The sequence below is a fragment of the Streptomyces katrae genome, from assembly GCF_002028425.1.
In the GTDB taxonomy this organism is placed as follows: Bacteria; Actinomycetota; Actinomycetes; order Streptomycetales; family Streptomycetaceae; genus Streptomyces; species Streptomyces katrae_A.
On the sequence record NZ_CP020042.1, the window covers coordinates 4792724 to 4816603 of the forward strand.

Consider the following 23880-nt stretch of genomic DNA (forward strand, 5'->3'; position numbering starts at 1 on the left):
CGCGGGCCCCGCTCCGGGGCGCCCGCCGCGGCGGGTCCTTGCGGTGATCCCCGCCCGCGGCGGCTCCCGAGGGGTCCCGGGCAAGAACACCGCGCGCGTCGGCGGGGTCCCGCTGGTCGCCCGGGCCGTGCGCGCCTGCCGGGCCGCGCCCACCGTCACCGACGTGGTCGTCTCCACCGACTCCGAGACCGTCGCCGCCGCGGGCCGCGCCGCCGGCGCCCACGTCCTCGCCCGCCCCGCCGCCCTCTCCGGGGACACCGCGAGCAGCGAGTCCGCCGTCCTGCACGCCCTGGACACCTTCGAGGAGCTGCACTCCCTCACGGTGGACGTGGTCCTCCTCGTCCAGTGCACCAGCCCCTTCCTGACCTCCGCCGACGTCGAGTCCGTCGCCGCAGCCGTGGCCCGCGGCGACGCCGACTCCGCCCTGACCGCCGCCCCCTTCCACGGCTTCCTCTGGCGCCGCGGGCCCGACGGCTCCGGGAGCGGGGTCAACCACGTCCCCTCGTACCGGCCGCGCCGCCAGGACCGCCCCGAGGAACTTCTGGAGACCGGCGCCGCCTACGCCATGACCGCGGCCGGCCTGCGCGCCGCCCGGCACCGCTTCTTCGGCAGGGTCCTGCCCGTCCCCGCCGACCCGGCGCGGGTCCTGGAGGTCGACGACCCGCACGACCTCGCCCGCGCCCGCCTCCTCGCCCCCCTCCTCGACCCGGCACCCACACCCCACACGCCCCAGACACCCCAGCGAAGGACGCCCGACGCCATGACCGTCGCCCCCCTCAACACCCGCCTCCGCACCCTCGGCCCGCGCATCGCCGGCCCCGGCCGCCCCGTCTACGTCGTCGGCGAGATCGGCATCAACCACAACGGCGACCTCGGCACCGCCTTCGCCCTGATCGACGCCGCCGCCGAAGCCGGATGCGACGCCGTCAAGTTCCAGAAGCGCACCCCCGAGCTGTGCACCCCCCGCGACCAGTGGGACGTCGAACGCGACACCCCCTGGGGCCGGATGACCTACATCGACTACCGCCACCGCGTCGAGTTCGGCGAGGCCGACTACCTCGCCATCGACGAGCACTGCGCCAAGCGCGGCATCGCCTGGTTCGCCTCCCCCTGGGACACCGAGGCCGTCGCCTTCCTGGAGAAGTTCGACCTCCCCGCCCACAAGGTGGCCTCCGCCTGCCTCACCGACGACGAACTGCTGCGCGCCCTGCGCGCCACGGGCCGCACGGTCGTCCTCTCCACCGGCATGTCCACCCCGAAGCAGATCCGGCACGCCGTCGAGGTCCTCGGCAGCGACAACATCCTGCTGTGCCACGCCACTTCGACCTACCCGGCCAAGGCCGAGGAGCTCAACCTGCGGGTGATCAACACCCTCCAGGAGGAGTACCCGAACGTCCCCGTCGGCTACTCCGGCCACGAGACCGGCCTCCAGACCACCCTGGCCGCCGTCGCCCTCGGCGCCGTCTTCGTCGAGCGGCACATCACCCTCGACCGCGCGATGTGGGGCTCCGACCAGGCTGCCTCCGTCGAGCCCGGCGGCCTCGCCCGCCTCGTGCGCGACATCCGCACCATCGAGACCGCCCTCGGCGACGGCGTCAAGAAGGTCTACGACTCCGAGCTCGCCCCCATGAAGAAGCTCCGCCGCGTCCAGGGCACCCTCCCGGCCCCCGCCCCCGCCCCCGCCGCCTCCTGACCGACCGGCCGTTCCCGACCTTCCCCGCCCCTCCTCCCCCAGAGCGGAGTACGTCGTGCACCCCTCAGCCCCCACCCTCGCCCTCGTGGAGAGCCCGGTCCAGCTCCTCAACGTGCTGGAGTGGGCCCACGCCCGGCGCGGGGACGGCGGCCCCCTGCTGACCGCCGTCCCCCGCCAGCCCGGCCCCGCCGGCGACCGGAGCCGCCCCGGCCCGGGCGAGGCGGCCGGCGAGCTGCGGATCGTCGTCGTACCCCCGACCGACCCCATGTCGCGGGGGCAGCTGCGCCGCGTCGCCGGGCTCGCCCGGGGCGAGGGCCACACCGTGCACTGGCAGGAGGCCCGCGGCGGCTCCGGATCCCCGGTGGGAGCCCTGGCCGCCCTGGCCCCCGCCGTGCGCCGGGCGGAGCGGATCGTCATCGGCGACCCCTTCTCGCGCTTCCTCCAGCTGCTGCTGGTCCCCGCCCGGCCCCGCGAGCTGGTCGTCGTGGACGACGGCACCGCCACCATGGAGTTCGTCGCGCAGCTCGGCCGCGGCGAACGGCTGCGCCGCTGGCACCGCACCGGCGGCGGGGCCGCGTCCCGGGCGCGGGAGCTCGCCTACGCCCCCGTGTCGGCCGCCGCGCGGCGCCGGCTGACCCCGCGCGACGGGCACGACGTCGAGCTCTTCACCTCGATGCCGCTCCCCCCGCCGCCCGGCGCCCGGCTGCGGGTCAACGACTTCGCCTGGACCCGGGCCCGCTTCGGCCCGCCCCGCCTGACCAAGGGCACCGACCTGGTCGGTACCTCCCTGGTGGAGACCGGGGTGGTGGACCCGTTCCGCTATCTGGACGCCGTACGGGCCCTCGCCCGGGAGCACGGCGTGACCCGCTACTTCGCGCACCGCCGGGAGTCCCCGGAGAAGCTGCGCGCGCTGAGCGAGGCGACCGGGCTGGAGATCGTCCGGCCGGACCTGCCGCTGGAGCTGATCGCCCGGCGGGGCCCGATCGGCCGTACGATCGTCAGCTTTCCGTCCACGGTCGTCCACACGCTGCCGTACGCGCTCACCGGCACCGGCGTGACGGTGGCCGTATGCGGTATCGACCCCGCCTGGCTCACCGCCACCGCCTCGCCCAGGGCCCGCGGCTTCCTCGCCGGCGTCACCGACACCGCCCGTGATGTGCGCAGACTCCCCCTCGGCGCGGCTCCCGCGGCCGGATGAGCGCGCGAGTTTACCCCCGGGCGCATCCGATCATGCGTCCAGAGGCCGCTTTTCTTTCCCCTAACGGCATGAATTTCTGGTGATCTCCAGACAGTTGACCCATCCGTGCGCCTACCCTTAAACGGGTGAACCAGTTGATGTCCCGCGAGTCCCTGCCCGCCCTGCCCGGCAAGCCCGACCGGCCCGAGCTGCCCGGCAAGCTTCCGGATCACCTGCGTGCCGAACTGATCGCCTTCCGTCGCGACTTGCACATGCACCCCGAACTAGGACACCAGGAGTTCCGCACCACGGCGGCGATCAAGGCGCGGCTGGAGAAGGCGGGGCTGCGACCACGGGTGCTGAAGTCCGGCACGGGCCTCATCTGTGACGTCGGCACCTGGGACGGGGGCCGGCCCATGCTGGCCCTGCGCGCGGACATCGACGCCCTGCCCATCCCCGACGCCAAGACGCACGTCCCGTACCGCTCCACCGTCCCGGACCGCGCGCACGCCTGCGGCCACGACGTGCACACCTCCGTCGTCCTCGGCACCGGCCTGGTCCTCGCCGAGCTCGACCGCCAGGGCCTGCTCCCGCGCCCGGTGCGGCTGCTGTTCCAGCCCGCCGAGGAGGTGCTGCCGGGCGGGGCCACCGAGGCGATCGACTCCGGGGTGCTGGAGGGCGTCGGCCAGATCATCGCGGTGCACTGCGACCCGCGCGTGGACGCCGGACGGATCGGGCTGCGCTCCGGCCCGATCACCTCGGCCTGCGACCGGCTGGAGGTCACCCTCACGGGCCCCGGAGGCCACACCGCCCGCCCGCACCTGACCACCGACATGGTCACGGCCGCCGCCCGGGTCGCCGTGGACGTGCCGGCCCTGCTGGCCCGCCGGATGGACGCCCGCTCGGGCATGTCCGTCACCTGGGGCCGGATCGAGGCCGGGCACGCGTGCAACGTGATCCCGATGCACGCCGAGCTCTCCGGCACGATCCGCTGCCTGGACCTGAACGCCTGGTACGAGGCCCCGGACATGATCCACGCGGCCATCGACGAGGTCGCGACGATGCACGGGGCCAAGTTCGAGATCAACCACGTGCGCGGGGTGCCCCCCGTGGTGAACGACCCGGTGGTCACCGAGCTGCTGCGGGAGTCCATGGCGGCCCGGCGCGGCGTCGAATCGGTGGAGGACACCGAGCAGAGCCTCGGCGGCGAGGACTTCTCCTGGTACCTGGAGCACGTCCCCGGCGCCATGGCCCGCCTCGGCGTCCGCAAGCCCGGTGACACCGCCAAGCGGGACCTGCACCGGGGCGACTTCGACGTCGACGAGTCCGCGATCGAGGTCGGCGTGGAGTTCTTCACGGCCGCGGCACTGCTTGACGGGCGCCGTACAAGGCCCTCCACGTAAAAAATCAAGTAAATCTCCGTACAGCATCCGCAGGTCCTCTGTCGATCCTGTCCAGCCCTTGGTACACAAGGGCTGGACGTCCCCGCGGTTACCAATCGGTCACTGTCCGGTTCACGACGATCCGATAACGACTCATGAACGGGCCTTTAACTGACATCTACGCGCGTTACGATCGCCGCGAAACCAGCGCCGGTCGTGGCGCTTCGGTCAGGTTTTGAAGGAGCCTCCCCTTGCGCCGGATCACCAGGATCGCCACCGTGGGCATCGCGTCCGCGGCGCTGGCCCTCTCGGCCACCGCCTGTGGCGGAAAGAAGTCCTCGGACGCCTCGTCCTCGTCCTCCTCGTCCTCGGGCTCGAAGGCCGCCAGCGCCGCCATCGCGTACGACGTCGGTGGCCGTGGCGACCAGTCGTTCAACGACGCCGCCTACGCGGGCCTGGAGAAGGCCGAGAAGGAACTCAAGATCAAGACCGCCGAGGCGGAGCCGACCGAGGGCGAGAGCGAGGCCGACAAGGTCCAGCGCCTCACCGAGCTGGCGCGCAAGGGCAACAACCCGGTCATCGGCGTCGGCTTCTCCTACGCCCCGGCCATCGAGAAGGTCGCGAAGAAGTTCCCGAACACCACGTTCGGCATCATCGACGACACCTCGAAGACCGGCCCGAACATCGCCAACCTGGTCTTCAACGAGGAGCAGGGCTCCTACCTGGCCGGCGTCGCCGCCGCCAAGGCGTCGAAGACCGGCACGGTCGGCTTCATCGGCGGTGTCGAGGTCCCGCTGATCAAAAAGTTCCAGGCGGGCTTCGAGCAGGGCGTCAAGGACACCAACCCGAACGCCAAGGTGCTGTCGGCCTACCTGACCCAGCCGCCGGACTTCTCGGGCTTCGCCAAGCCCGACCTCGGCAAGGCCGCCGCCAAGGGCCAGCTCGACGGTGGCGCCGACGTGATCTACGCCGCCGCCGGCCTCGCGGGCTCGGGCGCCATCGAGGCCGCCTCCACCGCGGGCAAGTGGGCCATCGGTGTCGACTCGGACCAGTACAACCAGCCCGGTCTGGCGAAGTACAAGGACCACATCCTGACCTCGGTCACCAAGGACGTCTCCCTCGCCGTCTTCGACCTGATCAAGTCGGTCAAGGACGGCAAGCCGGAGTCCGGCGAGGTCCGCTACGGCCTGGACAAGAACGGTGTCGCCCTGGCCGACTCCAACCCGCAGTACAAGGCGATGACCGACCTCACCGCCGCGGTGGACAAGGCCAAGGCCGACATCATCGCCAAGAAGATCACCGTCAAGACCGCGCCGTAAGGCCCTTGATCTGACGCGTGAGTCGTGGTCTCCGGGGTCCGGAAGCGGTCAACCCGCTCCCGGACCCCGAGCCACGTCTTCGCCCCCGGTCCGTGCGGACTTGTGGCCAGTTGGCCGCAAGTTTTCACTTCCGACAGTGCTACGCGCGTAGAGGCACCGTGGACGCGATACCGTCCTCCTCCCGCCCCCCGCCCGGCCGATCCCGCCCTGTCCTCCTGCCAACTTGGCTTATTTCCAGCTCCTTCCGCGCCAAGGAGAGTGCGTCATCAACGCGTCCAGCCCCCCTCTCGCCGTAGAACTGCACGGCATCACCAAGCGTTTCCCCGGCGTCGTCGCCAACAAGGACATCGCCATCTCCGTCCGCAAGGGCACGGTCCACGCCCTCATCGGTGAGAACGGGGCCGGCAAGTCGACCCTGATGAAGATCCTCTACGGCATGCAGAAGCCGGACGAGGGCACCATCGCCGTCGACGGGGAGCAGGTCTCCTTCAACAACCCGGGCGAGGCCATCGCCCGCGGCATCGGCATGGTCCACCAGCACTTCATGCTGGCCGACAACCTCACCGTGCTGGAGAACGTCGTCCTCGGCGGCGAGAAGCTCTACGGCATCGGCGGCAAGGCCCGCAAGAAGATCATGGAGATCTCGGACGCCTACGGCCTCGGCGTGCGTCCTGACGCCCTGGTCGAGGACCTCGGTGTCGCCGACCGCCAGCGCGTGGAGATCCTCAAGGTCCTCTACCGCGGCGCCAAGACCCTCATCCTCGACGAGCCCACCGCCGTGCTCGTGCCGCAGGAAGTGGACGCGCTCTTCGACAACCTGCGCGAGCTCAAGGCCGAGGGCCTGACGGTCATCTTCATCTCGCACAAGCTGGGCGAGGTGCTGAAGGTCGCCGACGACATCACCGTCATCCGCCGCGGCACCACGGTCGGCACCGCCGACCCGAAGACGGCCACCACCAAGCAGCTCGCCGAGCTCATGGTCGGCACCGAGCTGCCCTCGCCGGAGACCCGCGAGTCCACGGTGACCACGACCCCGATGCTCACGGTCGAGGGCCTGACGGTCGCCGAGTCCGGCACCGTTACCGCCCCCGAGACCTCCGCGCCCGCCCTGGGCGACTCCGACACCGACCTGCGCGAGGCCCCGGTCGCCGGCCGCCTCCTGCTCGACGGGATCGGCTTCACCATCCACAAGGGCGAGATCCTCGGCATCGCCGGCGTCGAGGGCAACGGCCAGACGGAGCTGATCGAGGCCCTCATGGGCATGATCACCCCCGACGCGGGCGTCATCACCCTCGACGGCGCCGACATCACCAGGATGCCGGTCCGCAAGCGCCGCGAGGGCGGCATCGGCTACATCCCCGAGGACCGCCACCGGCACGGCCTGCTGCTGGAGTCCCCCCTCTGGGAGAACCGCATCCTGGGCCACGTCACCGAGAAGCCCAACTCCAAGGGCGGCATCCTCGACCCGAAGGCCGCCCGCAAGGACACCGAGCGGATCGTGCGCGAGTACGACGTCCGCACCCCCGGCATCGAGGTCACCGCGGCCTCCCTCTCCGGCGGCAACCAGCAGAAGCTGATCGTCGGCCGCGAGATGAGCCACAACCCGAAGTTCCTGATCGCCGCCCACCCCACCCGCGGTGTGGACGTCGGCGCGCAGGCGCAGATCTGGGACGCCATCCGCGAGGCCCGCCACGAGGGCCTGGCCGTGCTCCTGATCTCGGCCGACCTGGACGAGCTGATCGGCCTGTCCGACACCCTCCGGGTCATCTACCGCGGCCGTCTGGTCGCCGACGCCGACCCGGCGACGATCACCCCCGAGGAGCTCGGCACCGCCATGACCGGCGCCGCCAGCGGGCACCTCGAAGCCCATGACGACCACTCCGCCGGGGTCGACGGCGACACCACGGAGGACGAGGCCCGATGAAGAAATTCGACAAGGACCGGCTGCTCCTGGCAGCCGCCGGACCGGTGCTCGCACTGGTCAGCGCCCTGGTGCTGACCATGATCGTGCTGGCCGCCTCGGGCGTGGACCCGATCGACCCGCTGCGGATCATGATCGAGCAGGCGGGTTACGAGGACATCCAGGTCCTGATCATCAACCAGGCCGGCATCTACTTCCTGGCAGCCCTGGCCGTGGCCGTCGGCTTCCGGATGAACCTCTTCAACATCGGCGTGGACGGCCAGTACCGCCTCGCGGCGATGCTCTCCGCCGTGGTCGGCGCGGCGGTCTCGCTGCCCGCCCCGCTGCACATCCTGCTGATCGTGGTCATCGCCATGGCGACCGGCGCCTTCTGGTCCGGTATCGCGGGCATCCTCAAGGCCCGCCGCGGCGTGAGCGAGGTCGTCTCCACGATCATGCTCAACGCCATCGCGACCTCGCTGATCGCCTGGCTGATCCTGCCGAAGAACCTCGGCGTGCAGCCGGCCGGCTCGAACGACCTCACCACCGGTGACATCCCGGAGTCCGGCTGGTTCCCGGCCGTCTCCCTGCCCGGCGGCGACATCTACGGCTTCACCTTCGTCGCCTTCGCGCTCGGCGTCGTCTACTGGTTCGTCCTCAACCGGACCCGCTTCGGCTTCGACCTGCGCGCCTCCGGCGCCAGCGAGTCCGCCGCGCAGGCCTCCGGCGTCGAGCCCAAGAAGATGATCATGACCGCCATGCTCATCTCGGGCGCGGTCGCGGGTCTGACCGGTATGCCGCTGCTGCTCGGCGAGTCGCACACGTACAACCTGTCCTTCCCCCTGGGTGTCGGCTTCACCGGCATCACCGTCGCTCTGCTCGGGCGCAACAACCCGATCGGCATCTTCTTCTCGGCCTTCCTGATCGCCTTCATCGACAAGGCGTCCGCCGGTCTCGACACCGAGGGCTACGCCAAGGAGATCGGCACGATCATGCAGGGCCTGATCGTGATCGCCGTCGTCGTCAGCTACGAGCTCGTCCGCCGCTACGGCATCCGCCGCCAGCAGCAGAAGGTCGGCGAAGAGCTGGCCGCCGGCCATGCCCTCAAGACCGACAACAAGGAGGTCGCGGCGTGAGCACCAGCACCGTTTCCGCGACGAGCGCCGCGCCCAAGAAGGGCGGCGGCCGCCGCAAGCTCACCCTGCCCTGGATCCTGCTGATCATCGCGGCCGGCCTCGCGCTGGTCTCCGTGGTCCGCCTGATCTCCGGGGCCAACGACCTGACCTCCGTCGGCCAGTTCTCCGGCGCCCTCCAGCTCGCCGTGCCGATCGCCCTCGCGGGCCTCGGCGGCCTGTGGGCCGAGCGCGCGGGCGTGGTCAACATCGGCCTCGAAGGCATGATGATCCTCGGCACCTGGTTCGGCGCCTGGGCCGGCTACCAGTGGGGTCCGTGGACCGGTGTCGTCCTCGGCATCGTCGGCGGCGCCCTCGGCGGCCTGCTGCACGCGATCATCACCGTGACGTTCAACGTGAACCACATCGTCTCCGGTGTGGCGATCAACATCCTGGCCGTCGGCTTCACCCAGTACCTGTCGAACTTCACCTTCGACAAGACCCCGGGCGGCTCCTCCAAGCAGTCCCCGCGCATCGACCCGATCACCGAGATCACCATTCCAGGGCTCTCCGACGGACTGGCGACGCTCCAGGGCAAGCACTGGTTCCTGATCTCCGACGCCGCCGGCGCCCTCGGCGGTCTGGTCACCAACCTCTCGCTGCTGACCGTCGTCGCCGTGCTGCTGGTCCCGCTGACCTGGTGGGTGCTGTGGCGGACCGCGTTCGGTCTGCGCCTGCGCTCCTGCGGTGAGAACCCGGTCGCCGCCGAATCCCTCGGCGTCAACGTCTACAAGTACAAGTACATCGCCGTGATCGTCTCCGGTGCGATGGCCGGCCTCGGCGGCGCGTTCCTCGCGATCGTCTCCACCGGCATCTACCAGGAGGGCCAGACCGGCGGCCGCGGCTACATCGGTCTCGCCGCGATGATCTTCGGCAACTGGATGCCGGGCGGCATGGCCCTCGGCTCGGGCCTCTTCGGCTTCACCTACAGCCTCCGCCTGCGCGGCGGCGCCGAGAACGTGCACGCGATGCTCCTGCTCATCGCGATCCTGCTCGTGCTCGCCGTCGCCTGGCAGCTGTACAAGAAGAAGTACCTCCAGGCTGGCATCGCCGCGCTCTGCGCCGCCGGGCTCTTCGTCTGGTACGCGCTCACCGACCAGGTGCCCAGCCAGTTCGTGGACGCCGCCCCGTACGTCACCACCCTGCTGGTGCTCGCCCTGTCCGCGCAGCGCCTGCGCATGCCCAAGGCGGACGGCATGCCGTACCGCAAGGGCCAGGGCAAGTGACCCCGGCTCCGGCGGTGGACTGGGAAGCCCTGCGGACGGCCGCGCGGGACGCGATGACCCGCGCCTACGCCCCGTACTCGGGCTTCCCGGTCGGGGTGGCCGCCCTGGTCGACGACGGCCGCGTGGTCACCGGCTGCAACGTCGAGAACGCCAGCTACGGACTCGGCCTGTGCGCCGAGTGCGGCCTGGTCTCCTCCCTCCAGGCCACCGGAGGCGGCCGCCTCACCCACTTCACGTGCGTGGACGGCAAGGGCGAGATCCTCGTCCCGTGCGGCCGCTGCCGCCAGCTGCTCTACGAGTTCGGCGGCCCGGAGCTGCTGGTGGAGACACCGGACGGGATCCTCCCGCTGAGCGCGATGCTGCCGCAGGCCTTCGGGCCCGACCACCTCAGACAGCCGTGACGACGGCCCTCCGCCCAGCCGGGCGGAGGGCCGTCGGCCGTCTTCGAGCCGGGCTCGACCCCCGCCTGGAAATCCTTGAACCTCCCTCCCCTCATCTCTATGCGCGTAGAAGGAAGTCACCTCATGGACGTCATCTCCGTCATCCGGACCAAGCGGGACCGCGGTGAGCTGAGCCCCGAGCAGATCGACTGGGTCATCGACGCCTACACCCGCGGGATCGTCGCCGACGAGCAGATGTCCGCGCTCGCCATGGCCATCCTCCTCAACGGCATGAACCGGGCCGAGATCGCCCGCTGGACCGCCGCGATGATCGCCTCCGGCGAGCGGATGAACTTCGACTCCCTCTCCCGCCCCACCGCCGACAAGCACTCCACCGGCGGCGTCGGCGACAAGATCACCCTCCCGCTCGCCCCGCTCGTCGCCGCCTGCGGCGCGGCCGTCCCGCAGCTGTCGGGCCGCGGCCTCGGCCACACCGGTGGCACCCTCGACAAGCTGGAGTCCATCCCCGGCTGGCGCGCGCTGCTCTCCAACGAGGAGATGCTGAACGTCCTCGACACCACCGGCGCCGTCATCTGCGCGGCCGGCGACGGCCTGGCCCCCGCCGACAAGAAGCTCTACGCCCTGCGCGACGTCACCGGCACCGTCGAGGCCATCCCCCTGATCGCCTCCTCGATCATGTCGAAGAAGATCGCCGAGGGCACCGGCTCCCTCGTCCTGGACGTCAAGGTCGGCTCCGGCGCCTTCATGAAGAACATCGAGGACGCCCGCGAGCTCGCCTCCACGATGGTGGCCCTGGGCACCGACAGCGGCGTCAAGACGATCGCCCTGCTCACCGACATGTCGACCCCGCTCGGCCTCACCGCCGGCAACGCCCTCGAGGTCCGCGAGTCCGTCGAGGTCCTGGCCGGCGGCGGCCCCGCCGACGTGGTCGAGCTGACCATCGCCCTCGCCCAGGAGATGCTCACGGCCGCCGGCATCAAGGACGCCGACCCGGCGAAGGCCCTCGCCGACGGCTCCGCCATGGACGTGTGGCGCCGGGTGATCTCCGCCCAGGGCGGCGACCCGGACGCGGCCCTGCCGGTCGCCCGCGAGCAGCACGTGGTCACCGCGTCCGCGTCGGGCGTCCTGACCCGCCTCGACGCGTACGCGGTCGGCGTGGGCGCCTGGCGCCTGGGCGCGGGGCGCGCCCGCAAGGAGGACCCGGTGCAGGCGGGCGCGGGCATCGAGCTGCACGCCAAGCCCGGCGACACCGTCACCGCCGGCCAGCCGCTGATGACCCTGCACACGGACACCCCGGAGAAGTTCGACTACGCCCTGGCCTCGCTGGAGGGCAGCTACGACGTCGCCCCGGCCGGCACGGAGTTCACCGCCACGCCGATCGTCCTGGACCGCATCGCCTGACCTGCGGCTTCCCTTTCGGGTGAACGGGACCGGTGGACCCCTGCCGGTCCCGTTCGGCATGCTGGGATCGGTGCCGAACCGATAGGAGCACACCATGAGCGCACTCGCAGTCGAGCACCAGCCCCCGAGCGGTGACGACTGGGACTCGGTGGTCCGCCTCTGGGAGGGGATGGACGTGCCGAAGGGCTGCAAGGTGGAGATCATCGAGGGGATCGTCACCGTGGCACCACCACCCGTCAACGACCACAACCTGATCGCGGTAGCGGTACAGCGCCGCCTGTACACCGTGATCCCCGAAGACTGGGAGGTCTTCCAGACCCTCAACCTGGCTGTCCCGAGCCGCAGCGGCCTCTACATCCCGGACCTCGTGATCCTGCCGAGGTCAGAGGTCCCGAACGGGGAGAATTTCGTTGCTGCGGCCGCGGCCGAGCTCGCGGTGGAGATCACCTCCAGGTCCAATGCCGTCAACGACCGCGTCGCCAAACTGAAGGGCTATGCCGCCGCCGGCGTGCCGCTTTACCTCCTCATCGACCCGCACGCGACCGGCAGCCCCACGATCCACCTCTACGGTGAACCCAGCGACGGCAAGTACCGCGTCCTCCACGCGGGCAAGTTCGGTGAGGCCGTCCATCTCCCCGATCCGTTCGACCTCACCCTCGACACCTTCAGCTTCCCCCGCCCGTAGCCGGTCACGGCCTACCGATGAGTTCCGGCGCGGGCAGTGGTCAACCCTTGCGTGACGATCACCGAGGAGATGCCCCTGCCCGGGCCCACGCTGCGAGCCGAAGACGTTCCGGCCTTGTGCCAGGCACTCGTGGCCCGCTACCGCCGGGGCGTGCGAGAGGTCCGATGTGACCTCAGCCTGCTCACCCTCCCGGACCTGCCCACCCTCGAAGCGCTCGCGCGCATGGCGCTGACCGCGCGCCGCCAGGGCGGCAGCCTTCGGCTCACCGGCGCGACCCCCGCCCTCCGGGCCCTACTGGACCTCGTAGGCCTCGTCGAGCTCCTCGGGCAGCCCGAACAGCGGGAACCACCGGGCGGTGTCCAGGAAGGCGTTCAGCCCGACGATGCGGCCCTCTGACACCTCCAGCACCTGCAGCGCCCACGGCACGTGCCCCGGCCGGCCGTCCTCGCGCGGACGGTACTGGCCGAAGGCCGGCAGCCCGTTCGCCGTGGTCGGTATCAGGCGCGAGCCCTTGCACCCGATGCCCTGGTTCAGATGCCATGCCGCGATGTCCTGCGGCCCCTGGAGCCACAGGTCGAACGGCGGCATCGACAGCACCGCGTCCTCGTGCAGCAGGGCGGTCAGCCGCGTGATGTCGTAGGCCTCGAAGGCGGACAGGTACTGCTCCAGCAGCTTCGCCTGGTCCGCGTCCAGCGGGTCCGCCGGATCGCTCGGCCGCAGCGCCTGCCCCGCCAGGGTGGCCCGGGCCCGCTGGAGCGCGCTGTTGACCGAGGCCACCGTCGTCTCCAGCAGCTGCGCGACCTCGTCCGCCTTCCAGGCCAGCACCTCCCGCAGGATCAGCACCGCCCGCTGCTTCGCCGGCAGGTGCTGGAGCGCCGCCACGAACGCCAGCCGCACCGACTCCTTCGCCAGCGCCATCTCGGCCGGGTCGGCGGTCTGCGGCAGCACCCGCCCGTCCGGCACCGGCTCCAGCCAGGTCACCTCGGGCCGCTCGTTCAGCACGGCGGACGCCTGGTGCTGCGGGGCGGTGAGGTCCATCGGCCGCGCCCGCTTGTTCCCCGCGTTCAGCAGGTCCAGGCAGACGTTCGTGGCGATCCGGTACAGCCACGACCGCAGCGAGGAGCGGCCCTCGAACTTCCCGTACGCCCGCCAGGCGCGGACGTACGTGTCCTGCACCGCGTCCTCGGCGTCGAAGGCCGAGCCGAGCATCCGGTAGCAGTACCCGGTCAGCTCGACGCGGTAGCGCTCCATCGCCGCGTCGAGCTCCGGGGAGGTGGTGGTCGCGAGGTCGCTCATGGCTGCCGTCCCCCAGGGTGTCGTCCGTCACTCCGGAAACTACCCGAGGGGTCTGACAACGGCAGCCGCAGCGCCGCGCCGTACGTCAGGTGCCGGGCTTGCGCCCGTACACGAACACGTCCTCGCCGTTGGTCAGCATGTTCCAGTACGCCTTGGCGTCGGCCGTCGTCATGTTCACGCAGCCGCCCGAACCCGGCGGGTTCCACATGCTCTTCTCCACCGAGTGGAAGGCGATGCCCCCGTCGAAGAACTGCGCGTACGGCATCGCCACGTTGTAGATCGTCGACCAGTGGTTGATGCTGCGGTAGTAGATCTTCTTCAGCCCGGTCCGCGTCGGGGTCTCCGCCTTGCCCGTGCGCACCGGAACCGGCCCGTACTTCAGCGTCGCCCCGTCCTGGATCCAGCTCAGCTGCCGCGTCAGGTCGACGCAGGCGATCCGCCCCAGGTTGGTGGGGCACTTCCCCTCGGCGTTCGGGTTCTTCCCGGCCGCCCGCTGCGCCAGCATGGTGCTCATCGTCTGCCAGGTCAGCGGCCCCGCGTACCCCATCGTCGGGGTGATCCCGTGGGTGGCCTGGAAGGACTGGATGGCGGCGCAGTCGGCCGCCGACTGCACCCCGTCCACCGGCCGCCCGAGGAACTGCTCCACCTGCCGCTGGTACGGCCCCGTGGTCACGTTGCACGAGGCGGCCGCTTCCGCGGCCTGCGCCGCACCGCCCCCCGCGACCACCAGCGGCGCCGCCAGCGCCAGCGCCCCGCCGAACACCACCGCGGCCCGCCGGCCCGCGCGCACGCCTACGCGTATCCCCGCCATCGATCCCTCCCCTGCCGCGCCCGCACCCTGGGGACGCCGGTGCCCACCACGCTAGAGCGCGGCGGGCACGGCGGATAGGACTCCGACGGAACTTCAGCGAGCGGCCGCCGCCGTGGCCGGCATCCGGCGTTCGGCGCGGGCCGCGCGGGACCCGTACAGGGTGATCGAGACGACGCCCAGCACCGCCAGCAGCGCGATCCCGACCGTCGCCGCCCACCCCGAGGCGTGGTACGCCAGCGCGCCCAGGGTGCCGCCCGCGCTGGAGCCCAGGTAGTACGCGGACTGGTACAGCGCCGAGGCCTGCGCCCGGCCGGTCTTCGCCGTCCGGCTCACCGCCGCCGAGGCCACCGCGTGCCCGGCGAAGAACCCGGCGGTGATCAGCACCAGCCCCGGCAGGATCAGCCACAGCGAGTCGGCGAGCGACAGCAGCAGCCCCAGCGCGGTCGTGGTCACCGCCAGGTACAGCGCACCGCGCCGCCCGGTCCGCGCCACCAGCTGCCCGGCCGCCGCCGAGGAGGCCGTACCCACCAGGTAGATCAGGAAGATCGAGCCGACCAGGCCCTGGCCCAGCGAGAACGGCGCCTCCACCAGCCGGTAGCCGATGACCGTGTACACCGCCCCGAAGACCGTCATGAACAGCGCGCCGATCCCGTACAGCCGCAGCAGCAGCGGGTCCCGCAGGTGCCCGGCGACCGTACGGCCCACCGCGCGCGGGTTCAGCGAGGCCGGCCGGAAGAACCGCGCCCGGGGCAGCAGCACCAGGAAGGCCACCGCGCAGACCAGCGCCATCACGCCGACGGCGAGCAGCCCGCCCCGCCACCCCCACAGCTGGGCGCCCCAGCCGGTGACGATGCGGCCGCTCATGCCGCCGATGGAATTGCCGGCCACGAACAGGCCGATCGCCCCGACCAGCTCCTTGGGCCGGACCTCCTCCGCCAGGTACGCCATCGCGGAGGCGGGGATGCCGGCGATCGCCGCACCCTGCACCGCGCGCAGCGCCACCAGCCACTCCAGGCCCGGCGCGAACGGCACCAGCAGGCCGATGCCGACGGCCACCACCATCGAGCAGGTCATCATCCGGGTCCGCCCGAACCGCTCGGACAGCGCGCTCAGCGGCAGCACGAACAGGGCGAGCGCCCCGGTGGCCGCGGAGACCGTCCAGCTGGCCTGACCGGCCGTCACGCCGAAGCCGGCGGAGACCGCCGGGAGCAGGGCCTGGGTGGAGTAGAGGAGGGCGAAGGTCGCCAGTCCGGCGGCGAAGAGCGCGAGGCTCATCCGGCGGTAGCCGGGGCGGCCGGGGGAGAGGGGCTCGGGGGACGACGCGGTGGAGGCACCCGGGATGACGAGTGCCCCGGTATGAGCGGGAGGCATGCAACGACCGTAAGCCCACCCTTCTTCATGCGTCCAATGCACAAACGGGCCATAATCAATCCACCCACGCATCAGCACAGCTCATGGCTTCGGATATCAATGAACCGTTACGAAGAAGACATGGCCGTGACACAAGGGCTGGCCCCGCGCCTCGCCCAGTTCGTCGCGGTCGCCCAGCACGAGCACGTCACCCGCGCCGCCCAGGAGCTGGGCGTGCCGCAGTCCACCCTCTCCCGGGCGATGGTCCGCCTCGAACAGGACCTGGGCGTCTCGCTGTTCGCCCGCAAGGGCCGCACCGTCGCCCTCACCACGGCCGGCCGCACCTTCCTCGCCTCCGCCGAAGAAGCCCTCGCGGGAATCGCCCGCGCCGCCGGCTCCGTGCAGCAGGACGCCGACCCCGGCTTCGGGAAGGTCGCCTTCGGCTTCCTGCACACCCTGGGCCCCGAGACCGTACCCGGCCTGATCCGCGCCTTCCGCGCCGACCACCCCCGGGTCCGCTTCGCCCTCGTCCAGAACTACGGCGAGGCCATGCTGGAGAAGCTGCGCGCCGGAGAGCTCGACCTCTGCCTGACCTCGCCCGTCCCCGACGCCCCCGACCTGGTCGCCCGCCGGCTGGACGAGCAGCGGCTGCGCCTGGTGGTCCCGGACGACCACCGCCTGGCGGGCCGCAAGCGCATCCGCCTCGCCGAGGCCGCCGAGGAAACGTTCGTCACCCTGGAACCCGGCTACGGCCTGCGGCGCATCACCGACAACCTGTGCGCGGAGGCGGGGTTCACCCCGAAGGTGGCCTTCGAGGGCGAGGAGGCCGAAACCCTGCGCGGCCTCGTCGCGGCGGGTCTGGGCGTGGCCCTGCTCCCCCCGCCCCTGGTCCCGCGCCCGGGCGTGGTCGAGCTGACGGTCACGGCACCGCGCGCGGTCCGCGAGATCGGCGTGGCCTGGCTGGACGGCCACCCGGACACCCCGCCGGTGGCCGCGTTCAAGCGCTTCCTCCTCTCCCGCCGCGGCCGCCTCATCCCGGAACTGGAACCCCCGGCCTAGCCGGCCCCGCCCCTGCCCCCGTCGCCGCCCCCGCCGCCCTCCCCGTCCGTCTCGGGGCACGACGAGGCTGCCGCCGCCGACAGTAAGTAGCCCGCCTGGAAGCGTGACTTGGCGCCCACCGCGCGCATGATCTCCGCGATGTGCCGCTGGCAGGTGCGTTCCGACATGCCCAGGCGGCGGGCGATGACCTTGTCCTCCAGGCCCTCCGACAGCAGCCGTACGATCATCTGGCGGAGCTCGTCCGAGAGGGACCTGGCGGCTTCCGGGCTCACCGTCGTCGGGAAGGGGCGGGCGCCCAGCCAGGAGCGTTCGAAGGCAGCCGTCATGAAGTGGACGACGCTCGGCTCGCGGACCACCAGTGCCGCGCCCTGCCGGTCCGGGACCGACATCAGGCCGGTGTGGGCGTCGAAGATCAGCATTCGCATCAGCCCGTCGCCCAGGGTCCGCACCTGCGCCCCCAGCGCCGTCACCCGTTCCACGTACGCCGCCGTCGGCCGTGAGTAACGTGCCGTGTGCTGGTAGATCGTCCGCATCCGGACCCCGCGCGCCAGCAGCGACTCGTCCCGGCCGACCGCCTCCTCCAGGGTCTCCTGGGGGCGGCCGCCGCCCGGCTGGGAGGTCAGCAGCTCCTGCTCGCAGCCCGCCACCAGCTCGGCGATCAGCCCCCGCACCGCCCCCAGGTCGGTGACCAGCTCCAGGTTGCCCGCCCCGCCGTCGTCGCGGTGCGCGGTGCCCGCCTCGTACGCCGGCACCAGCGCCTCCAGCCGCCCGCGCAGCCGGTCCATCTCGTCGTGGGTCTCCCGTACGAGCAGGGCCAGCGGGGCCAGCGCCCGGGCGGCCGCCGCGCGGGGCGCGACCGCCGTCCAGCGTTCCGGGCCGTCGCCGGGGGCGCGCTGGAGCAGGTGGGCGGCGGCCAGTTCCTTGACGGCGGCGCCCGCCCGGGCGCCCAGGGCGGTGGTGGCCTCGGCGGGGGTGAAGGCGTACCGCTCCGCGGCGAAGGCGTACAGACGCCGGGCGGCGGGGCTCAGATCGGATCCATCGGCTCCGTCGGCATCGACTGGCATATGCCTATTCGTCCCTGACTGTCACCTTTTATAAACCCCTCGGGTTCCCGCAAGGCGACAAGTCGACTCCGGTATCCGTGCACCCGGCATATGCCGAACCGGCACAGTGGGGATCACGGCGTGCCGGGGGCGGCAACGCCGGATCCATCGGTGCCGTCCGACCGTGAGGGGGCGGAGCGGCAGGCACGGAAGGACGCCGCGCGCCCGCCCCCGTCCCGCGCACCCGTACCCGGCGGCTACTTGGGCTTCGCGTAGTCCCCGAAGCCCGTCCAGTCCAGCGCCACGCACGGCTCGTCGCCGAGCACCCAGGCGTCGTGCCCCGGCGAGACCTGCATGAAGTCCCCCGGGCCGTAGTCCTCCTCCTGCCCGTCGTCCATGACGACGTGCATCCTGCCGCTCACCACGTACCCCGTGTGCGCGGCCTGGCAGCTGTCCGTGCCGGCCAGCGGCTTGATGTGCTCCGACCAGCGCCAGCCCGGTTCGAAGACCGCCCGTCCGACGGCACCGCCTTCGGCCTGGACCACGTCCAGCCGGCCCTTGCCGTCCGCGAACGGCCGGGTCTCGTCGGCGCTGTCGAAGCTCCTGCGCACCATTGTGGCCATGCTCTGTCGCCTCCCGGAGAGAACGAACCCCGAGTCCACTCCTCACTCTACGCCCGGGCCACCCGCCCCTCACCCCCGCAGCGACCGCCCGAACCCCGAGGCCAGCGGCATCCGCAGGCCCAGCGGCGGGGGAGCCGCCAGCGCGTCCGTCACCGGCCGTGAGTACCGCCCCGAGACCATCGCGCCCAGGACGAAGTCCACCGCGAGCGCCACCACTTCCGCCCGGTGCTCGCGCAGCCCGTGCCCGTCCGAATGCACCTCGAACCGGCAAGTAGAACGATTCGCCTTCTTCGCCCGCGCCGCCAGCCGGAAGGAGGACTCCGGGTCACTGCGCGCGTCGTTCGTCCCGTGCACGATCAGCACCTGCCGCCCCGCGAGCTGTTTCACCGGTTCAGGGGAGCCCTCGTGCACCTCCTGCGGTAACCAAGGGGCCAGTGCCACCACCGAGTTGACGGCCCCGTGCCCCGCCGCCCGCAGTGCCGTCCGGCCCCCGGCCCCGTAGCCGGCCAGGCAGACCGGCACGTCCCCGTACCGGCGCAGCGCCTCGTCGGCCGCCCACCGTGCGGCCTCCTCCCGCTCCTGCGGGCCGTGCAGCACGGTGTGCGCCACCAGCCCCTGCTCCCCGCCCGCCCGGGCCAGCGCCCGAGCGAGCGGGCGCAGCGGACCGGGGGCGATCCTGGACGCCCCGGGGAGCAGGAGGACCACACCACTGACCATCGACTCCGGGCCGTTCGCGCCGGCCGCCCGCCCCAGGCGAGCCCCGCGCGCCGGCGGCGCATGCTGTGCCATGGCGGAACAGTCTCAGACCGGCGGGTGTATGCCACCCGTCCGTACGGTCTCTGTTACATATCGACGCCCGCCGCCGACGGGTTGCTCTACGCGCGTAGGAGTAGAGTGCCGGGATGACGAGCGAGACCCCCAACACGCCCAGCCCGGATCAGATCCGCCGCTCCCCGAAGGTGCTCCTGCACGACCACCTCGACGGTGGCCTCCGCCCCGGCACCATCATCGAGCTGGCCGCCGAGGTCGGCTACGACAAGCTGCCCGAGACCGACGCCGACAAGCTCGGCGTCTGGTTCCGCGACGCCGCCGACTCCGGCTCCCTCCCGCGCTACCTGGAGACGTTCGCGCACACCTGCGCCGTCATGCAGACCAAGGCGGCCCTCTTCCGGGTCGCCGCCGAGTGCGCCGAGGACCTGGCCGAGGACGGCGTCGTGTACGCCGAGATCCGCTACGCCCCCGAGCAGCACCTGGAGGCCGGCCTGACCCTCGAAGAGGTCGTCGAGGCGGTCAACGCCGGCTTCCGCGAGGGCGAGCGCCGCGCCAAGGCGGGCGGCCACCGCATCCGCATCGGCGCCCTGCTGACCGCGATGCGCCACGCGGCCCGCGCGCTGGAGATCGCCGAACTGGCCAACCGCTACCGCGACAACGGCGTCGTCGGCTTCGACATCGCCGGCGCCGAGGCCGGGTTCCCCCCCACCCGCCACCTCGACGCGTTCGAGTACCTCAAGCGCGAGAACAACCACTTCACCATCCACGCCGGCGAGGCCTTCGGCCTGCCGTCGATCTGGCAGGCCCTCCAGTGGTGCGGCGCCGACCGCCTGGGCCACGGTGTGAAGATCATCGACGACATCGAGGTCGCCGCCGACGGCTCCGTGAAGCTCGGCCGCCTGGCCTCGTACGTCCGCGACAAGCGCATCCCCCTGGAGATGTGCCCGACGTCGAACCTGCAGACCGCCGCGGCCGCCTCGTACGCCGAGCACCCGATCGGCCTGCTGCGCAAGCTGCACTTCCGGCTGACGGTCAACACCGACAACCGCCTGATGAGCGGCACCAGCATGAGCCGCGAGTTCGAGCACCTGGTCGACACCTTCGGCTACTCGCTCGACGACATGCAGTGGTTCACCGTCAATGCGATGAAGTCCGCATTCATTCCTTTCGATGAACGACTGGCGATGATCAACGACGTGATCAAGCCCGGTTATGCGGAGCTGAAGTCCGAGTGGCTTTTCCGTCAGACCGCTTCCACCAGCGGATCCGTATCGGCATAGGCCACGGAATGACCCACGGAAAGCGCCCGGTGGCACGTCACCCCGGGCGCTTTCTCGTATTAAAGGATGTTTGCGGGAGGGGGTTTGAAGTGACTAACTTGCGGAGCCGCTCGATTCCCCGTCGCAAGGACGATTTTTCATGAAGCAGTCTGCTGCCAAGTCCCTCGGTGTCGCTGTCATTGGTGCCGCCCTCGCCGCGGGTGCCGCGGGTACCGCCTCCGCCTCGGCGCTCCCCACCCCGAACCTCACGGACGCCCTCGGCACCGTCACCAGCGCCACCAGCTCCATCACCAACCAGACGGAGAAGGGCCAGGACGGCCAGGCCAGCGACCCGGCCGCGCCGGTGAACCAGCTGCTCGGCGGAGTCCCCGCGCTCGGCGGCCTCGGTGGCGCCCTGGGCTAACCGCCCACCCCGCGAAACGCACACCCGTACGCATGGCGCACACCCCTTCGAGGCGGTGTGCGCCATGCGGCGCGGTGTGCCACGATCCCCACCAACTACCCGCCGACGTATGGGTGGGGGCACACCCAGCGGTAGCTGGGGGAGAGGTCCGGTCATGCGCATCACGGCACGATTCAAGGCGCCCGCGACGACGTTCGCGCTGCTCCCCGCCCTGCTCCTCGGAGCCGTCGGCTGCAGCGGCGGTACGGACGCCGCGCCGCCCGGAAAGGGCCCCGACCCCAAGGGCTCCGCGGCCGCCTCTCCCTCCGGCGCACCCGGCCCCGCCGCCGCCTCCCCGGCCCCCAAGGCCAAGGACGCCCGTCTGGAGCGCTCCGCCCTCGCGCAGGGCGACCTCCCCGGCTACCAGGTCTCGGCGCAGGGCAAGAACCCCAACGCCCCGGCCGGCCAGCCGCAGGCCGACAAGAAGGCCTGCCAGCCGCTCGCCGACATCATGGGCGACAAGCCCGACCCGGCCGCGCACGAGACCGTCAACCGGGGCATCGGCTCCCAGAAGCAGGTCGGCCTCGCCGTCTCCGCGTCCGTCAGCTCCTACGACGAGAGGGACGCCAAGAAGGTCGTCGCCCGGCTCCGCGAAGCCGTCGCGGCCTGCGGCTCCGGCTTCACCGCAACCGTGCAGAAGCAGACCGGCACCTACCGGGACGTGAAGGCGGTCCCGTTCAAGACCGCCGGTGACGAGAGCGTCAGCTGGACCACGACCGCATCCGCCGAAGGCGTCTCGGCCCAGGTCCACCTGGTCGTCGTCCGCGAGGGGTCCAGCATCGTACGGCTGATGGCCCTCAACGTGGCGGCCGCCGGCCAGAAGGCGGCGGTTCCGCAGGAAGTCGCCGACAAGCAGCTGGAGAAGGTCCGGAAGGCCGGCTGAACCCGGCCTGAGGGCGGCCGGGTCTTGCGAGCCGGTCGCGAGCGCCGGCCGCGGCCGGCACGAGGAGTCCTACCAGGCGGCGCTCGCGGCGCCCACGCCGGACTTCTCGTTCGGGATCAGCAGCCACAGCGCCAGGTAGATCAGGAACTGCGGGCCGGGCAGCAGGCAGGACAGGACGAAGATGAGCCGCATCGTGCGGGCCTTCATTCCGAACCGCTTGGCCAGTCCGGCGCAGACGCCGCCGATCAGCCGTCCGTCACGGGGGCGGGTCAGCGCGCTCATGGTGTGCTCCTTCGTATCGGGATTCGCGCGCATTCCGTCATTTCCTGGCGCGATGAATCAATACTCGCGCGGCACGGCCGACAGAACGTCGGTCCACGGGCCGAGGCCGACCCTGGGAATTCTCGGGGTGTTCCCCTGAGACACCGCATCCGGGGAGCTCAGGGGCCTGCGCAGCCTGGCCCGCAGCACCGGTACGACCGCCATGTGCACGATCACCACCCCGGCGGTGTTCAGCAGCAGGGAATCCACGTCCGGAACCCGCCCCGGAACGGCCGTCTGGAGCATTTCGATGCTCAGCGAGATCAGTACGGCGGCCGTCGCCGTCCGCGCCAGCGAGGCCCACGCGGCCAGCGCCCCGGGCTTCAGCCGGCCCCCCGCCAGCGGCAGCAGCACCCCCAGCGGGGCCAGCAGCGCCAGCCCCTCCCCGATCCGCCGCGCGGCCTCCAGCGGCCCCAGCGCCAGGTCCGCCCGGATCCCCTCCAGCGGCGACAGGTTCGCGGCCGCCGCCCAGGGCACGTCCAGCGGACTCAAGGTGAGCCATCCGACGACCAGCAGGTGCGCGGCCAGCAGGGCCCCGCTCAGGAGCCGGGGACGGACCGGGAGCTGTGTGGCGGTGGCGGCGCTGCCGCTGCCCTCATGACGGTGCACACCAGCGAGGACGCCACCCCCGGTGGCGGCGGTTCCGGTCGGCCGCTGCCGTCTCGGACCGTGTGGCGCGCCCGGTCAGCGCCCCCGGTCAGCCGGTCCCCGGCGCCGGGTGCCGCTCCGCCCAGTCAGCGAGACCGGTGAGCCGCCCGTAGAGCTCGCGCGCCGCGTCGGTGGCGGCGTACTCCACCCGGGGCGGCACCGTGGGGTACACGGTGCGGACCAGCAGGCCGTCCTCCTCCAGCTCGCGCAGCGTGAGGGTGAGGATCCGGCGGCTGATCCCGGCCAGCGACCGTTCGAGCGCGGAGAAGCGGACGGGCCCGTGGAGGGTTTCGCTCAGGACGCCCAGACTCCATTTGCCGCTCACCCTGCCGAGCACGCCGAGGACGGTGCAGACCTCACGGCCCGCGCCCTCCTGCGCCGTGCACGCGGTAGTACGTGACATAAATGTGCCTTCTTCCGTTGTGCGGCGCCCTCTTCGAGGATGGGCGGTGTGCACGTCAGTGCCCCGCGAGGACGGCCCGTCCGGCCGGCTCGCGCCCATCCGCAGGCCCGACGAGAGGCGAGGGACGACGAGTGAGGAACACCGGCAGCACGCAAGAGCTTCCCGCGGCGGTGGAGTTGGACGCGGGGGTGAGGGAGCTGCTCGACGGCCGGAACTTCGCGGTGGTGGCGACGCTGAACCCCGACGGCGGCCCGCAGACCTCCGTGGTCTGGGCCGGCAGGCGCGGGGACGCCGTGGTCTTCTCCACCACCGCGGGACGCAAGAAGGCGCGCAACCTCGCCCGCGACCCGCGCATCAGCCTGACGGTCTACGACCGCGAGAACCCCTACCGGTCGGTGGAGATACGGGGCACGGCCGAACTGCTGCCGGACCCGCACAAGGAACTGCCGCGCGAGCTGTCCCGGCACTACCTCGGCGAGGACCCGCCGCCGGAGCCGGCCGAGGTCGTCCGGCTGATCGTGCGGATCACCGCGGAAAAGGTCGTCGCGATCTCCCTCTGAGGAGCCGGCCGACGGATCCCGGACGGCCGGTCCC

25 protein-coding genes and 1 pseudogene are annotated in these 23880 nt (G+C 71.8%); 17 read left to right on the plus strand and 9 right to left on the minus strand.

The features are described from left to right. Positions 1 to 43 precede the first annotated feature (43 nt). The 12 genes and pseudogenes from B4U46_RS39200 to B4U46_RS22050 form a co-directional block, all read left to right on the plus strand. Positions 44 to 424, plus strand: a pseudogene (locus tag B4U46_RS39200) (cytidylyltransferase domain-containing protein); the annotation flags it as partial. Positions 425 to 760: 336 nt separating this feature from the next. After that, the gene (locus tag B4U46_RS39205; protein ID WP_237293344.1) at positions 761 to 1693 is read left to right on the plus strand and encodes an N-acetylneuraminate synthase family protein; all 933 of its coding nucleotides are present in this window, start codon (positions 761 to 763) and stop codon (positions 1691 to 1693) included. Between the two features lie 55 nt (positions 1694 to 1748). Further along, positions 1749 to 2891 carry a hypothetical protein gene (locus tag B4U46_RS22005; protein ID WP_079429419.1) on the plus strand — a complete coding sequence of 381 codons (1143 nt, stop codon included), beginning with the start codon at positions 1749 to 1751 and terminating at the stop codon, positions 2889 to 2891. Positions 2892 to 3028: 137 nt separating this feature from the next. Then, the gene (locus B4U46_RS22010) at positions 3029 to 4273 is read left to right on the plus strand and encodes an amidohydrolase (protein ID WP_079429420.1); all 1245 of its coding nucleotides are present in this window, start codon (positions 3029 to 3031) and stop codon (positions 4271 to 4273) included. A 230-nt stretch (positions 4274 to 4503) separates the two neighbouring features. Continuing rightward, complete coding sequence (locus B4U46_RS22015) at positions 4504 to 5571, plus strand: BMP family lipoprotein (protein WP_079429421.1); 1068 nt, start codon at positions 4504 to 4506, stop codon at positions 5569 to 5571. A gap of 223 nt (positions 5572 to 5794) precedes the next feature. Then, positions 5795 to 7495 (plus strand): ABC transporter ATP-binding protein, encoded by a 1701-nt coding sequence (locus B4U46_RS22020; protein WP_185117196.1) that lies wholly within the window; start codon positions 5795 to 5797, stop codon positions 7493 to 7495. Next, positions 7492 to 8607, plus strand: a complete 1116-nt coding sequence (locus tag B4U46_RS22025; protein ID WP_079429423.1) for an ABC transporter permease — start codon at positions 7492 to 7494, stop codon at positions 8605 to 8607. Before B4U46_RS22020 ends, B4U46_RS22025 begins: the two co-directional genes overlap by 4 nt. Continuing rightward, positions 8604 to 9869, plus strand: a complete 1266-nt coding sequence (locus tag B4U46_RS22030) for an ABC transporter permease (protein WP_079429424.1) — start codon at positions 8604 to 8606, stop codon at positions 9867 to 9869. The genes B4U46_RS22025 and B4U46_RS22030 overlap by 4 nt, the downstream gene beginning before the upstream one ends. Then, on the plus strand, positions 9866 to 10270 hold the full coding sequence (locus B4U46_RS22035) for a cytidine deaminase (protein ID WP_079429425.1): 405 nt from the start codon (positions 9866 to 9868) through the stop codon (positions 10268 to 10270). The genes B4U46_RS22030 and B4U46_RS22035 overlap by 4 nt, the downstream gene beginning before the upstream one ends. Before the next feature lie 123 nt (positions 10271 to 10393). Next, positions 10394 to 11671: a thymidine phosphorylase gene (locus B4U46_RS22040; RefSeq protein WP_079429426.1), complete on the plus strand. Its 1278-nt coding sequence runs from the start codon at positions 10394 to 10396 to the stop codon at positions 11669 to 11671. Positions 11672 to 11765: 94 nt separating this feature from the next. Further along, a complete protein-coding gene (locus B4U46_RS22045; protein WP_079429427.1) occupies positions 11766 to 12356 on the plus strand; it encodes a Uma2 family endonuclease in 591 nt (196 codons plus the stop codon). A gap of 69 nt (positions 12357 to 12425) precedes the next feature. After that, entirely contained in the window at positions 12426 to 12752 is a 327-nt protein-coding gene (locus tag B4U46_RS22050) for an STAS domain-containing protein (RefSeq protein WP_079431912.1), read from the plus strand. Here B4U46_RS22050 and B4U46_RS22055 read toward each other — a convergent pair. From B4U46_RS22055 to B4U46_RS22065, 3 genes are all read right to left on the minus strand, one after another. Beyond that, positions 12648 to 13652 carry a sigma-70 family RNA polymerase sigma factor gene (locus B4U46_RS22055; protein ID WP_079429428.1) on the minus strand — a complete coding sequence of 335 codons (1005 nt, stop codon included), beginning with the start codon at positions 13650 to 13652 and terminating at the stop codon, positions 12648 to 12650. The two genes, B4U46_RS22050 and B4U46_RS22055, sit on opposite strands and share 105 nt — an antisense overlap. An 85-nt stretch (positions 13653 to 13737) precedes the next feature. Beyond that, positions 13738 to 14463 carry a L,D-transpeptidase family protein gene (locus B4U46_RS22060; protein ID WP_079429429.1) on the minus strand — a complete coding sequence of 242 codons (726 nt, stop codon included), beginning with the start codon at positions 14461 to 14463 and terminating at the stop codon, positions 13738 to 13740. 93 nt (positions 14464 to 14556) lie between these two features. Further along, positions 14557 to 15834 carry an MFS transporter gene (locus tag B4U46_RS22065; protein ID WP_079429430.1) on the minus strand — a complete coding sequence of 426 codons (1278 nt, stop codon included), beginning with the start codon at positions 15832 to 15834 and terminating at the stop codon, positions 14557 to 14559. A gap of 99 nt (positions 15835 to 15933) precedes the next feature. Between B4U46_RS22065 and B4U46_RS22070 the strand changes: the two genes are divergently transcribed. Beyond that, positions 15934 to 16872, plus strand: a complete 939-nt coding sequence (locus tag B4U46_RS22070) for a LysR family transcriptional regulator (RefSeq protein ID WP_079429431.1) — start codon at positions 15934 to 15936, stop codon at positions 16870 to 16872. Here the strand turns inward: B4U46_RS22070 and B4U46_RS22075 are convergent. The 3 genes from B4U46_RS22075 to B4U46_RS22085 all read right to left on the minus strand — a co-directional run bounded on the left by B4U46_RS22075 (position 16869) and on the right by B4U46_RS22085 (position 19327). After that, positions 16869 to 17936, minus strand: a complete 1068-nt coding sequence (locus B4U46_RS22075) for a helix-turn-helix transcriptional regulator (protein ID WP_237293061.1) — start codon at positions 17934 to 17936, stop codon at positions 16869 to 16871. The genes B4U46_RS22070 and B4U46_RS22075 overlap by 4 nt on opposite strands. Before the next feature lie 236 nt (positions 17937 to 18172). Continuing rightward, the gene (locus B4U46_RS22080) at positions 18173 to 18538 is read right to left on the minus strand and encodes a cupin domain-containing protein (RefSeq protein ID WP_079429432.1); all 366 of its coding nucleotides are present in this window, start codon (positions 18536 to 18538) and stop codon (positions 18173 to 18175) included. Positions 18539 to 18607: 69 nt separating this feature from the next. After that, positions 18608 to 19327 (minus strand): alpha/beta hydrolase, encoded by a 720-nt coding sequence (locus B4U46_RS22085; RefSeq protein WP_079429433.1) that lies wholly within the window; start codon positions 19325 to 19327, stop codon positions 18608 to 18610. Positions 19328 to 19440: 113 nt separating this feature from the next. Between B4U46_RS22085 and B4U46_RS22090 the strand changes: the two genes are divergently transcribed. The 3 genes from B4U46_RS22090 to B4U46_RS22100 all read left to right on the plus strand — a co-directional run bounded on the left by B4U46_RS22090 (position 19441) and on the right by B4U46_RS22100 (position 21914). Continuing rightward, positions 19441 to 20589 carry an adenosine deaminase gene (locus B4U46_RS22090; protein ID WP_079429434.1) on the plus strand — a complete coding sequence of 383 codons (1149 nt, stop codon included), beginning with the start codon at positions 19441 to 19443 and terminating at the stop codon, positions 20587 to 20589. Positions 20590 to 20728: 139 nt separating this feature from the next. Then, positions 20729 to 20992 carry a hypothetical protein gene (locus tag B4U46_RS22095; RefSeq protein ID WP_079429435.1) on the plus strand — a complete coding sequence of 88 codons (264 nt, stop codon included), beginning with the start codon at positions 20729 to 20731 and terminating at the stop codon, positions 20990 to 20992. Between the two features lie 154 nt (positions 20993 to 21146). Further along, entirely contained in the window at positions 21147 to 21914 is a 768-nt protein-coding gene (locus B4U46_RS22100; protein ID WP_079429436.1) for a hypothetical protein, read from the plus strand. Positions 21915 to 21983: 69 nt separating this feature from the next. Here the strand turns inward: B4U46_RS22100 and B4U46_RS22105 are convergent, their stop codons facing one another. The 3 genes from B4U46_RS22105 to B4U46_RS22115 form a co-directional block, all read right to left on the minus strand. Continuing rightward, on the minus strand, positions 21984 to 22196 hold the full coding sequence (locus B4U46_RS22105) for a PspC domain-containing protein (protein ID WP_079429437.1): 213 nt from the start codon (positions 22194 to 22196) through the stop codon (positions 21984 to 21986). 57 nt (positions 22197 to 22253) lie between these two features. Next, positions 22254 to 22844, minus strand: coding sequence for a VanZ family protein (locus B4U46_RS22110; RefSeq protein ID WP_079429438.1), 591 nt, complete (start codon positions 22842 to 22844; stop codon positions 22254 to 22256). Between the two features lie 88 nt (positions 22845 to 22932). Further along, positions 22933 to 23286 carry a winged helix-turn-helix transcriptional regulator gene (locus B4U46_RS22115; RefSeq protein WP_079429439.1) on the minus strand — a complete coding sequence of 118 codons (354 nt, stop codon included), beginning with the start codon at positions 23284 to 23286 and terminating at the stop codon, positions 22933 to 22935. A 131-nt stretch (positions 23287 to 23417) separates the two neighbouring features. On the opposite strand from B4U46_RS22115, the gene B4U46_RS22120 reads away from it, so the two are divergent. Further along, positions 23418 to 23846 (plus strand): PPOX class F420-dependent oxidoreductase, encoded by a 429-nt coding sequence (locus tag B4U46_RS22120; RefSeq protein WP_237293063.1) that lies wholly within the window; start codon positions 23418 to 23420, stop codon positions 23844 to 23846. Positions 23847 to 23880: the final 34 nt, after the last annotated feature.

Bases quoted from the DNA above. Each gene is read 5' to 3' on its own strand.
- B4U46_RS39205 (WP_237293344.1), top strand. From the start codon at position 761: ATGACCGTCGCCCCCCTCAACACCCGCCTCCGCACCCTCGGCCCGCGC.
- B4U46_RS22010 (WP_079429420.1), top strand. From the start codon at position 3,029: ATGTCCCGCGAGTCCCTGCCCGCCCTGCCCGGCAAGCCCGACCGGCCC.
- B4U46_RS22025 (WP_079429423.1), top strand. From the start codon at position 7,492: ATGAAGAAATTCGACAAGGACCGGCTGCTCCTGGCAGCCGCCGGACCG.
- B4U46_RS22040 (WP_079429426.1), top strand. From the start codon at position 10,394: ATGGACGTCATCTCCGTCATCCGGACCAAGCGGGACCGCGGTGAGCTG.
- B4U46_RS22045 (WP_079429427.1), top strand. From the start codon at position 11,766: ATGAGCGCACTCGCAGTCGAGCACCAGCCCCCGAGCGGTGACGACTGG.
- B4U46_RS22050 (WP_079431912.1), top strand. From the start codon at position 12,426: ATGCCCCTGCCCGGGCCCACGCTGCGAGCCGAAGACGTTCCGGCCTTG.
- B4U46_RS22055 (WP_079429428.1), bottom strand. From the start codon at position 13,652: ATGAGCGACCTCGCGACCACCACCTCCCCGGAGCTCGACGCGGCGATG.
- B4U46_RS22060 (WP_079429429.1), bottom strand. From the start codon at position 14,463: ATGGCGGGGATACGCGTAGGCGTGCGCGCGGGCCGGCGGGCCGCGGTG.
- B4U46_RS22065 (WP_079429430.1), bottom strand. From the start codon at position 15,834: ATGCCTCCCGCTCATACCGGGGCACTCGTCATCCCGGGTGCCTCCACC.
- B4U46_RS22070 (WP_079429431.1), top strand. From the start codon at position 15,934: ATGAACCGTTACGAAGAAGACATGGCCGTGACACAAGGGCTGGCCCCG.
- B4U46_RS22075 (WP_237293061.1), bottom strand. From the start codon at position 17,936: ATGCCAGTCGATGCCGACGGAGCCGATGGATCCGATCTGAGCCCCGCC.
- B4U46_RS22080 (WP_079429432.1), bottom strand. From the start codon at position 18,538: ATGGCCACAATGGTGCGCAGGAGCTTCGACAGCGCCGACGAGACCCGG.
- B4U46_RS22085 (WP_079429433.1), bottom strand. From the start codon at position 19,327: ATGGCACAGCATGCGCCGCCGGCGCGCGGGGCTCGCCTGGGGCGGGCG.
- B4U46_RS22090 (WP_079429434.1), top strand. From the start codon at position 19,441: ATGACGAGCGAGACCCCCAACACGCCCAGCCCGGATCAGATCCGCCGC.
- B4U46_RS22095 (WP_079429435.1), top strand. From the start codon at position 20,729: ATGAAGCAGTCTGCTGCCAAGTCCCTCGGTGTCGCTGTCATTGGTGCC.
- B4U46_RS22100 (WP_079429436.1), top strand. From the start codon at position 21,147: ATGCGCATCACGGCACGATTCAAGGCGCCCGCGACGACGTTCGCGCTG.
- B4U46_RS22105 (WP_079429437.1), bottom strand. From the start codon at position 22,196: ATGAGCGCGCTGACCCGCCCCCGTGACGGACGGCTGATCGGCGGCGTC.
- B4U46_RS22115 (WP_079429439.1), bottom strand. From the start codon at position 23,286: ATGTCACGTACTACCGCGTGCACGGCGCAGGAGGGCGCGGGCCGTGAG.